Genomic DNA, 9,868 nt, shown 5'->3' on the forward strand with positions numbered 1-9,868 from the left:
GCTGTGCCCACCCTCCCCGTTGCGGACATCTGCTGCCCACAGCGGTCGCGGACGCCCGCTGCCCACCCTCAGTACTCCCGCAAGGCCATCATGCTCATGTTCGACCTCGCCGTTTTCGGCTCCCTGTTCCTGACCCTCTTCGTCATCATGGATCCTCCCGGGATCACCCCGATCTTCCTCGCGCTCACCGCCGGACGGCCCGCCAAGGTGCAGAAGCGGATGGCCTTCCAGGCCGTCTGTGTCGCCGGTGGCGTGATCACCGTGTTCGGGCTGCTCGGGCATCAGATCCTGAACTACCTGCATGTCTCCGTGCCCGCGCTGATGATCGCGGGCGGGCTGCTGCTTCTGCTGATCGCGCTCGATCTGCTCACCGGCAAGACGGACGAGCCGAAGCAGACCAAGGACGTCAACGTCGCTCTCGTGCCGCTGGGCATGCCGCTGCTGGCCGGGCCGGGGGCGATCGTGTCGGTCATCCTCGCCGTGCAGAAGGCCCACAGTGCCGCCGCGCAGGTCTCCGTGTGGACGGCGATCCTCGCCATCCACGTCGTGCTGTGGCTGGTGATGCGCTACTCGCTGGTGATCATCCGGATCATCAAGGACGGCGGTGTGGTCCTGGTGACGCGGCTCGCGGGCATGATGCTGTCCGCGATCGCCGTGCAGCAGATCATCAACGGCGTCACGCAGGTGATCCAGGGCAGCTGAGAGGCCGCCGCGTCAGGCAGGGCGGGTGAGTACGGTGCCGATCTCCCTGGCGGGTCCCGCGTGGGCGAGGTACTCGTCGATGTCATGGGCGCGGTCCCGGCCGTTCGGGACGGCCAGCTGGGTGAGCTTGCCCCACCGCTCGTCCTCCAGGGGGCAGCCGACGGCGACCGCGTCGGTGGGGGACCAGACGTTGACCCAGTCGCGTACCTTGGGCGGCTGGTGCGGGCCGCGGGCGAGGAGCCGCTCGTTGACGCCGTCCAGCCCGAGCGGGCTGCCCGCGGTGACCAGCAGAACGAGGTCGAGGCCGTCCGGGAGCCGGGTCAGCAGGTCCATTCCCACTACCGTGCCCAGGCTGTGCGTGACCAGCACCAGTTCGCCGGTGGCGGGCATCGTCTCCAGGACGCTGTCCAGCACGGCCTGCCGCACGGCACCGTCGCCGAGGTACAGGTCGACGTCCCGCAGGAACGTGGCGATGGTCCACTCGTCCAGGTCGGACCGGGCGGCGAGCCAGCTCAGCGGCCGGTGCAGGGCGCCGACCAGCCCCGCGCCGAAGCCCTCCGTGGTCGCCGGCCCGTTCCGGGGCATGCCGGCCCGGGCGGCCGCCTCGTAGAGCAGCTGCTCGTAGGAGCCGGTCGGCGATTCGGCGGCGAAGACCTCGGCGGCAGCGGCGGCGCTCACCTCGTCGAGTCCGACGGCCCGGGCCGTGCTCTCCCGCCCGCTCACGAGGTCGGCCAGTCTCGTGCCGTAGAACGGGAACCACACGTCATCCGGGTCGACCGTGGGCAGTGCCGCGAGCGTGAGTCCGCGGTTCAGGCCGGACGTCCACTTCCGGCGGAGGTCTTCGGGCTCCTTGCTCTGCTGGTCCCTGCCGTGCAGGAAGACCAGGTGCTGACGGCCGCCGAAGGCGGTGCCGCGGGCCGGGCGTCCCTTCTTGGGGCTCTGCGTGCGGGTCTCGCTCTCGGTCATGCTCACCGTCACCGGGACGGCCGGGACCGACGGAGTCGTGACGCCGGGTGCCGGTGTGGTTCTCTCCGGCTGATGTGCGGGGGCGGCCGTGCTCTGGTCCAGGCCGGAGTCCGGGCCCATCTCGGCCAGCAGCGCGCGGCGTCCGGGGTCGAGGTCCAGCCGGGCCAGATGCTTGAGGATCGAGCTGATGCGGACGCCCTCGTTGGCGACCCAGTCGATCGCGTCGTCGCCGTCGCCCTGGCGCCAGGGCTGTCCGTCCTTGCGCAGGACGCGGCCCTGGCCGTCCTTCTTCGGCACGCCGCTGTGGTGCAGGGCCACGACCTCCCACTGGTCGTTGAAGACGGGGGAGCCCGAGTTTCCGGGGCGGGTGTCGGTCCGGTAGTGGACGAAGTCGTCGAGCCGTACCAGCAGCGCGTTGTCGCGCAGAGCGATCTCCTTGAGGCGCCCGTCCGGGTGACCGATGATGTTCACCCTCTCGCCGAGCACCAGCTTGCCGAGCTGCACGCTGAGCCGGTTCCAGCCGAAGATCTCGCCCGGCTGACGGCCGTCCTGGGCGGGCGTGACCGCCACCAAGGCGAAGTCCAGCCGCCTGTCCGCGGCGAAGAAGGTCCCCGGGTCGAGCTCCATGCGGACGGCGGTGTCGGGGACGTTGTCGACCGTGACCTGGGCGTTGAACTCCGCGAAGCACCGGCGGGCGAAGGCCTCGTCGGGCAGCACGTGGTGGTTGGTCATCATCAACCGCGGCGAGACCAGGAAGCCGGTGCCGTGCGGAAGCTCACGGCCGTCGCGGCGCAGGGTGATCCGGGCGACCGTGGCTCCGGCCCTGACCCCGCGTGGCAGGAAGCTCCAGGCCTGGAGTTCGTTCGACAGGTCGATGATGCGTTCGTTGGTGTGGGGCAGGTCCAAGGCCTCGCCGTGGATGTCCGCCACCACCGCCGAGGGCGACAGACCGCCCCGGTCGAGGATCCGCTCGGCACGCACGGCGAGGGCGTCCGGGTTGTCCGGGAATCGCACACCGGCCGCCATCCGGCCCTCGACGCGCTCACGCTCCGTGGCGGAGTCCTCGTAGCGCTGCGCGGCCTCGGCCACGGCCTGCTCGTGCAGTTCCTCGTTCGACCGGCCCGTCACGGACATGTGCTCCACCGCCTTGTTCTCGCTCTCGCCGTCCCCCTCAGCCAGTACGCCCCCCACCAGGGAGGTCCGCAACAGCGCAGCCCCCGCACGGCCGATGCCGTGCGGGGGCTGCGAAGTGTGGGAGAGCGGCGCGCGTTACGAGGCCGTGGTCCCGGCCGGGCGGATCCAGAGGCGCTGCCCGGTGGCGGCGGCCTGCTGAACGATGCGGTTGACGGAGGCGGCGTCCACGACGGTCGTGTCCACGGGCGTGCCGTCGACGTCGTCGAGGTGCATGATTTCGAAGCGCAAGGGCTTCTCCCTTCGTCTGGTCATCCTCCTGAGGAGAACTACTTGGTGGTCGGCCCACGAGGCAGCGGTGCCCGGTGTTCCATATGAGTCAACAGGACTGCCCCGTTGAAACATTCCCTACGCTAAGGAAATTTTTCGAACGGCTAATTACTGAGCCGTAAGACTGTCGTTACGGGACCGACCGGGACCAGTTGTGTTCGCAGCGTGACCGCCGGGACAATGGAGGTGATGAACGACGACCTCGCGGCCCTGAGCGCCCGCATCGACCGCACCAACGAGCTGCTCCAGCGCATGCTCGCCGAGGTGGCGAAGACACCCTCGACCCATGCGATCTTCGTCGATGCCGGGTATCTGTACGCGGCCGCGGGCCGGCTCGTCGCCGGCACGGAGGACCGCCGGGCCTTCGACCTGGACGCCGAGGGCCTGATCGACGCGCTCATCGACAAGGCCCGCACGATCTTCGCGGACAGCAGGCTGCTGCGGGTCTACTGGTACGACGGCGCCCGCCGCCGCATCCACACGGCGGAGCAGCAGAGCATCGCGGAACTGCCGGACGTCAAGGTGCGGCTGGGCAACCTGAACTCCAACAACCAGCAGAAGGGCGTCGACTCACTCATCCGCACCGACCTGGAGTCCCTCGCCAGGCACCGCGCCATCAGCGACGCGGCCCTGCTCGGCGGCGACGAGGACCTGGTGTCGGCGGTGGAGGCGGCCCAGGGGTACGGCGCCCGCGTCCACCTCTGGGGCATCGAGGCGCCTGAGGGCCGCAACCAGGCGGAGCCCCTCCTGTGGGAGGTCGACAGCCAGCGCACCTTGGACCTCGACTTCTTCAAGCCCTACGTCTCCCGCCGCGCCGCCCCCGCCTACGAGACGACCACGGGCCGGCCCACCCGCGAGGACGTGCGGTTCGTCGGCGCGCAGATCGCGGCGAAGTGGCTGGCGGCCCGCGGCCGGGACACGCTGGTCGAGCTCCTGCCCGGCCACCCCTACCTGCCCGGCTCGGTGGACCAGGACCTGCTCGTGGAGGCGGAGGGCCTGTTGCAGTACTCGCTGCGCGGACAGGCGGACCTGCGGCGCGCACTGCGGGACGGCTTCTGGGAGCACCTCCGGACGCAGTACTAGGGGGTGTCCGCAAAGTCCCGTCGTCCGCCCGCAGGGCAGGCGGGACTTTGCGGACACCCCCAGGGCCTGCCGGTCCCGTATCAGGGCGTGCGGGCTCCGCCCCAGAAGTCGGCGAGGGCGTGGGCGGTCGGCAGGGGCTGTTCGGCGCCCGGGGAGTGATCGGCTCCCGCGACGACCGTGCGGTGCGCGTTCAGCCGTACGGCCATGTCGTCGAGGATCGCCACCGGCCAGGTGTCGTCGTGCGCGCCCGACAGGACGTGGAACGGCAGCGGTACGGCGGCGAGTTCGGCGACGCGGTCCGGCTCGGTGCACAACTGGCGGCCGGTCGCGAGAAGTTGGGCGGGGCTGTGGCCCAGCCAGCGGCGGCGCAACTGCTCCGGGTCGCCGGGGCCGCGAGCGGGCCCGCCGACCTCCTCCGGCGGTCCCATGGCCTGGATGGCCTCCCACACCTCCTCCATCGACAGCACGGCGAGCGCGTCCCGCAGCAGCTTCACACGCTGCTGCTGGGAGACGGAGATCTGCGCCGGGCCGGACGACATCAGGGTGAGGGAGAGGAAGAGGGAGTGGTCGAGCAGCACGGCCGCACGCGCGATCTGCCCGCCGAGCGAGTGCCCGACGAGGTGCACGGGCACACCGAGCGCCTCGGCCTGCGCGAGCACGTCCCGTGCCAGTTCCCGCTGGGCGTAGGCGGATTCGTCGTCCACGGGGCCGTCCGACTCGTGCTGTCCCCGCCCGTCCACGGCGACGACCCGGTACCCACGCTCTGCGAGCGGCTCGTGGAGCAGCCTGAAGTCCTCCTTGCTCCCGGTGAACCCGGGCAGCATCAGGACGACTCCCTTGACCTCCGCCCCCGCCTTCGGCGACGAGTCGACGACAGCGAACTCACCGCGGGCTGTGCGCAGTAGGTAGGCGCGGGCGCCCGGGGGCGGGGTGAAGGTGGCTTGCCTGGTCACGCGGTGAGGGTAGCGGGTGGGGGTGTGGTCGTGGGGCGCGACGGTGGGGTGGCGGCCGGCGCAGGTGCGGGGCGGGCTGCGCTCCGGTGAACGCCGATGGCCCGGCCCCACACGCGGGTGTGGGGCCGGGCCATCGGGGTGAGTGTCAGCCCTCCGTGGGCTCCGCGCCGGCCGTGGCCTTGCGGGTGCGGCGGGCCTTCGGCTTCGCCTCCGTCGCGTCGTCCGCGACCTCGGCTGAGGCTGTGGCCGTTGCCGTCTTGCGCGTGCGACGCGGCTTGGCGGCCTCCGGCTCCTGCCCGGCCTGTGCCGGGATATCGGCGGGCTCGGTGACCTTGCGGGTGCGGCGGCGCGGCTTGGTTTCCGTGCCTTCGGCCGTGTCGGCGGCGGCTTCGGCCGCTGCGGTGGTCTTCCGCGTGCGGCGGGGCTTGGCCTCGGCGGTCTCGGCATCCGCAGCGGCGGCAGCCGTCTTCCGCGTACGGCGCGGCTTCGCCTCGGTCGCCTCAGCCGTGTCGACGCTCGCCTCGGCCTTGGCCGTCGCCTTGCGGGCCCGCCGCGGCTTGGCCTCGGCGGCCTCCGGCTCCTGAGCCGTCTGGGCCGGGATCTCAGCGGCGACGGACTCGGAGGGCTCGGCGGTTTCGGCGGCCTTGCGGGTGCGGCGGCGCGGCTTGGTTTCCGTGCCTTCGGCCGTGTCGGCGGCGGCTTCGGCCGCTGCGGTGGTCTTCCGCGTGCGGCGGGGCTTGGCCTCGGCGGTCTCGGCCGTGTCGACGGCGTCCTCCGCTGCGGCTGTGGCCTTGCGGGTGCGGCGGCGCGGCTTGGTTTCCGTGCCTTCGGCCGTGTCGGCGGCGGTCTCGGCCGCTGCTGCGGTCTTCCGCGTACGGCGGGGCTTGGGCTCGGTGGCCTGCGCCTCGCCGGCGGAGTCCTCCGTCGCTGCCGTTGCCTTGCGCGTGCGCCTGGGCTTCGCTTCGGCGGTCTCGGCCGTGTCGACGGCGTCCTCCGCTGCGGCTGCGGCCTTGCGCGTGCGGCGCGGCTGGGGCGCCGCGGCCTCGGCCGGAGCGGCCGGGGCCTCGGACTTGGCAGCCGTCGTGCGGGTGCGCCGCGGCCGGGTCTGCGCCGGCTCCGGTGCGGACTCGGTGGTCCCCTCGGCCGTGTCGACCGCCGACTCGGCCGCGCTCGCCGCCGTGGCCTTGCGGGTGCGGCGGCGCGGCTTGGCCGCGGGAGCCTCGGGCTGTTCGGTCACCGGCGCGGCCACGACCTCCGATATGGCATCCTGCCGGCGCGGCTTTGCCGCCTCGGTGCTGGTGCCCTCCGCCGTCGCCACGGCGTTCTCCGCCGGCTCGGGCGCGGGGGACTCGACCGCCGTGACCGGCGCCGACTCGGCCGGGGCGCCGCCGCGGGTGCGGCGACGGCGACGCGGGGTGCGCGGAGTCGTGACGGCCTCCGCCTCGGCGGAGCCGCCCGTTGCCCGGGTGTCCGAAGCGGTGCCGGTGGACTCCGGCGTCCCGTCCAGCGGCGTCCCGCCGCGCATACGGCGGCGGCGTCGCGGCGTACGGTCCGAACGCTCGCGGTCGGCCGACGGGGACTCGTCGCGGCCACCACGACCGTGGCCCCCGCGCCCGCGCGGCCCCCGGCCGCCCGTCTCGCCCAGGTCCTCCAGCTCCTCCGCGGCCAGCCCGGCGCGCTTGCGCTCCGAGCGCGGCAGGACTCCCTTCGTGCCCTCGGGGATGCCGAGGTCGGCGTAGAGGTGCGGGGAGGTGGAGTACGTCTCCGGCGGGTCGTTGAAGCCCAGGTCCAGCGCCTTGTTGATGAGCTGCCAGCGCGGGATGTCGTCCCAGTCGACGAGCGTGATCGCGATGCCCTTGGCGCCCGCGCGGCCCGTACGGCCGATGCGGTGCAGGTACGTCTTCTCGTCTTCCGGCGACTGGTAGTTGATGACGTGCGTCACGCCCTCGACGTCGATGCCGCGGGCGGCGACGTCGGTGCAGACGAGGACGTCCACCTTGCCGTTGCGGAAGGCCCGCAGGGCCTGCTCGCGGGCGCCCTGGCCGAGGTCGCCGTGGACCGCGCCGGAGGCGAAGCCGCGCTGCTGGAGCTGGTCGGCGAGGTCCGCCGCGGTGCGCTTCGTACGGCAGAAGACCATGACCAGTCCCCGGCCGTCGGCCTGCAGTATGCGCGCGACCATCTCCGGCTTGTCCATGTTGTGCGCGCGGTAGACGTACTGCTTGGTGTTCGCGACCGTCTTGCCCGCGTCGTCCGGCGCCGTGGCGCTGATGTGCGTGGGCTGCGACATGTAGCGGCGGGCCAGTCCGATGACCGCGCCCGGCATGGTCGCCGAGAACAGCATCGTCTGGCGCCGGACCGGCAGCATGTTGATGATCTTCTCGACGTCGGGCAGGAAGCCCAGGTCGAGCATCTCGTCGGCCTCGTCGAGGACCAGGCACCTGACGTGCTTCAGGTTCAGCTTCTTCTGCCCGGCGAGGTCGAGCAGCCGGCCCGGGGTGCCGACGACCACGTCGACGCCCTTCTTCAGGGCCTCGACCTGGGGCTCGTAGGCCCGGCCGCCGTAGATGGCGAGGACGCGCACGTTGCGCACCTTGCCCGCGGTCAGCAGGTCGTTGGTGACCTGCGTGCACAGCTCGCGCGTGGGGACGACGACGAGCGCCTGCGGGGCGTCGGTGAGGTCTTCGGGCTCGGCGCGTCCGGCCTCGACGTCGGCGGGGACGGTGACGCGCTCGAGGAGCGGGAGGCCGAAGCCCAGCGTCTTGCCGGTGCCGGTCTTGGCCTGGCCGATGACGTCCGAGCCCGAAAGGGCCACGGGGAGCGTCATCTCCTGGATGGGGAAGGCGGTGGTGATGCCGACGGCCTCCAGGGCCTCGGCGGTCTCGGGAAGGATTCCGAGCTCTCGGAACGTCGTAGTCAGGGTGCTGCCTCTTCTGTGTGGGCGGCGCGAGGCGAGCGCGGGGGTCTTGTCGGACCGTGCCGGGGACGTCGGCTGCCTACGGGCGGGCCGTAGAGCACGGGACCGCGCCGACGCTCTAGCGCTCATGCCGCTGAGGGTGTCCCTCCGGCATCCGTACGCAAGTGCCGTACGGACGGGAGGGCTGTCGGGTCGGAGCCGATCGGGCCTCCGACCGGGCATCCTCATACGTGCGGCCTGTCGAGGTACGTCGACGTACCAGCAGGCGCATTACCACCATACCCCGGAATCCCGCACACGCGATGGCCGATTTGGTCACGTAGTCGTCGTCACACTGATTGACCAGGGCCTTACGCCTCCCGGCGGGCGGGCTATTGTGCGCTTCATGACGAGCTCTGACAAGCCTGAGAACGCCTCGGACACCACCGCCACCCCGGCCGAACACACCTCAGTCGCCGCCCGGGACTGGGCGACGGCCTCCGCCGACCCGCAGTACCGCGCCGCGGTAGTGGACCTGCTCGGTGCGCTCGCGTACGGCGAGCTGGCGGCGTTCGAGCGGCTCGCGGAGGACGCCAAGCTGGCGCCGACGCTGGAGGACAAGGCGGAGCTGGCGAAGATGGCGTCGGCCGAGTTCCACCACTTCGAGAGGCTGCGCGACCGGCTCGCCGAGATCGGGGAGGAGCCGACGCGGGCGATGGAGCCGTTCGTCGCGGCCTACGACGGGTTCCACAAGCAGACGGCCCCCTCGGACTGGCTGGAGGGCCTCGTCAAGGCCTACGTCGGCGACTCCATCGCCAGCGACTTCTACCGGGAGGTCGCCGCCCGGCTCGACTCCGACTCCCGCGGTCTGGTGCTGGCCGTGCTCGACGACACCGGGCACGGCGGCTTCGCCGTGGAGAAGGTGCGTGCCGCGATCGACGCGGACCCGCGTGTGGGCGGGCGGCTCGCGCTGTGGGCGCGACGGCTGATGGGAGAGGCCCTGTCCCAGTCCCAGCGGGTGGTCGCCGACCGGGACGCGCTGTCGACCATGCTGGTGGGCGGTGTCGCGGACGGCTTCGACCTCGCCGAGGTCGGCAAGATGTTCTCCCGGATCACCGAGGCGCACACCAAGCGGATGGCTGCGCTGGGATTGGCCGCGTAGGGGGCTGTGCGGGGTGGTCCTGGGGTGGTTCCGGCTGTGTCGCGGCCGCGGGCCGTCGGCAAGGGGCCGTCGCCGGCTGGGCGCGCAGGCCCCGGTGCCCCGGTCGGCTTCGGCTACGCCGTCGCTGATCGTCGGCGCAGGCGTCCCGCGGGGCGCAGCAGCAGCGACAGCGAGGCCACCGAGACGACCACCGCGCCGAGCAGCACCAGCAGCCAGTGCCCGGCGTCCAGCGCGCTGTGCATGACGAAGGACCCGAAGAGGGCCCCGGCGACGCCGGTCGACAGCACCAGGGGCCGGGCCGGGAGGCGGTGTGCCAGGCGATGCGCGGCCGCCCACGCCAGAGCCAGGCCGAGGATCGCGGAGCTCAGCGCTTCCAGGAGCATGTCGAGGTCCCTCCCACATGGCCTGCCCGAATCGGTCGTAGCCCGTCATACCCCTGACCTGCGGAATCCAATCCCCTTCTGTGGGCGAACCGTGGTCCATCCGTGGAGGAACCCGTGCGCCGCACAGGGTGCCGCACGGAAGAGGAAACGCGGACGGGGGGGGGGGGGGGCCCCGCCCCCCCCCCCCCCCCCCCCCCCAACAAAAAAACCCCCCCCCCCCCCCCCCGCGGGGCGCGCCCCCCAGGCACAAAAAAACGTTTTTGGG

At 72.3% G+C, this 9,868-nt stretch carries 8 protein-coding genes; 3 read left to right on the forward strand and 5 right to left on the reverse strand.

Annotated features, from left to right (window positions below):
- The first annotated feature begins 96 nt into the window (after positions 1–96).
- Positions 97–702, forward strand: a complete 606-nt coding sequence (locus ACIBNA_RS26910) for a MarC family protein (protein ID WP_274822161.1) — start codon at positions 97–99, stop codon at positions 700–702.
- A gap of 12 nt (positions 703–714) precedes the next feature.
- Here ACIBNA_RS26910 and ACIBNA_RS26915 read toward each other — a convergent pair whose 3' ends face one another.
- Positions 715–2,859: a trypsin-like serine peptidase gene (locus tag ACIBNA_RS26915; protein ID WP_399167701.1), complete on the reverse strand. Its 2,145-nt coding sequence runs from the start codon at positions 2,857–2,859 to the stop codon at positions 715–717.
- Between the two features lie 78 nt (positions 2,860–2,937).
- Entirely contained in the window at positions 2,938–3,114 is a 177-nt protein-coding gene (locus ACIBNA_RS26920; protein ID WP_167337993.1) for a hypothetical protein, read from the reverse strand.
- A gap of 204 nt (positions 3,115–3,318) precedes the next feature.
- Between ACIBNA_RS26920 and ACIBNA_RS26925 the strand changes: the two genes are divergently transcribed.
- Positions 3,319–4,212, forward strand: coding sequence for an NYN domain-containing protein (locus ACIBNA_RS26925; RefSeq protein ID WP_399167703.1), 894 nt, complete (start codon positions 3,319–3,321; stop codon positions 4,210–4,212).
- A gap of 80 nt (positions 4,213–4,292) precedes the next feature.
- Here ACIBNA_RS26925 and ACIBNA_RS26930 read toward each other — a convergent pair whose 3' ends face one another.
- Entirely contained in the window at positions 4,293–5,165 is an 873-nt protein-coding gene (locus ACIBNA_RS26930) for an alpha/beta fold hydrolase (protein ID WP_399167704.1), read from the reverse strand.
- 145 nt (positions 5,166–5,310) lie between these two features.
- On the reverse strand, positions 5,311–7,989 hold the full coding sequence (locus ACIBNA_RS26935; RefSeq protein WP_399167875.1) for a DEAD/DEAH box helicase: 2,679 nt from the start codon (positions 7,987–7,989) through the stop codon (positions 5,311–5,313).
- A 475-nt stretch (positions 7,990–8,464) separates the two neighbouring features.
- Between ACIBNA_RS26935 and ACIBNA_RS26940 the strand changes: the two genes are divergently transcribed.
- Positions 8,465–9,220: a ferritin-like fold-containing protein gene (locus ACIBNA_RS26940; protein ID WP_399167707.1), complete on the forward strand. Its 756-nt coding sequence runs from the start codon at positions 8,465–8,467 to the stop codon at positions 9,218–9,220.
- A gap of 113 nt (positions 9,221–9,333) precedes the next feature.
- Here the strand turns inward: ACIBNA_RS26940 and ACIBNA_RS26945 are convergent, their stop codons facing one another.
- Positions 9,334–9,603, reverse strand: coding sequence for a hypothetical protein (locus ACIBNA_RS26945; RefSeq protein ID WP_399167709.1), 270 nt, complete (start codon positions 9,601–9,603; stop codon positions 9,334–9,336).
- Positions 9,604–9,868 lie beyond the last annotated feature (265 nt).

This window comes from Streptomyces sp. NPDC050164, assembly GCF_044459945.1.
Taxonomy (GTDB): Bacteria; Actinomycetota; Actinomycetes; order Streptomycetales; family Streptomycetaceae; genus Streptomyces; species Streptomyces coeruleorubidus_A.

Excerpts from the sequence above, each read along its gene's own strand:
- ACIBNA_RS26910 (WP_274822161.1), top strand. The coding sequence starts at position 97 with ATGTTCGACCTCGCCGTTTTCGGCTCCCTGTTCCTGACCCTCTTCGTC.
- ACIBNA_RS26920 (WP_167337993.1), bottom strand. The coding sequence starts at position 3,114 with ATGACCAGACGAAGGGAGAAGCCCTTGCGCTTCGAAATCATGCACCTC.
- ACIBNA_RS26925 (WP_399167703.1), top strand. The coding sequence starts at position 3,319 with ATGAACGACGACCTCGCGGCCCTGAGCGCCCGCATCGACCGCACCAAC.
- ACIBNA_RS26935 (WP_399167875.1), bottom strand. The coding sequence starts at position 7,989 with ATGACGCTCCCCGTGGCCCTTTCGGGCTCGGACGTCATCGGCCAGGCC.
- ACIBNA_RS26940 (WP_399167707.1), top strand. The coding sequence starts at position 8,465 with ATGACGAGCTCTGACAAGCCTGAGAACGCCTCGGACACCACCGCCACC.
- ACIBNA_RS26945 (WP_399167709.1), bottom strand. The coding sequence starts at position 9,603 with ATGCTCCTGGAAGCGCTGAGCTCCGCGATCCTCGGCCTGGCTCTGGCG.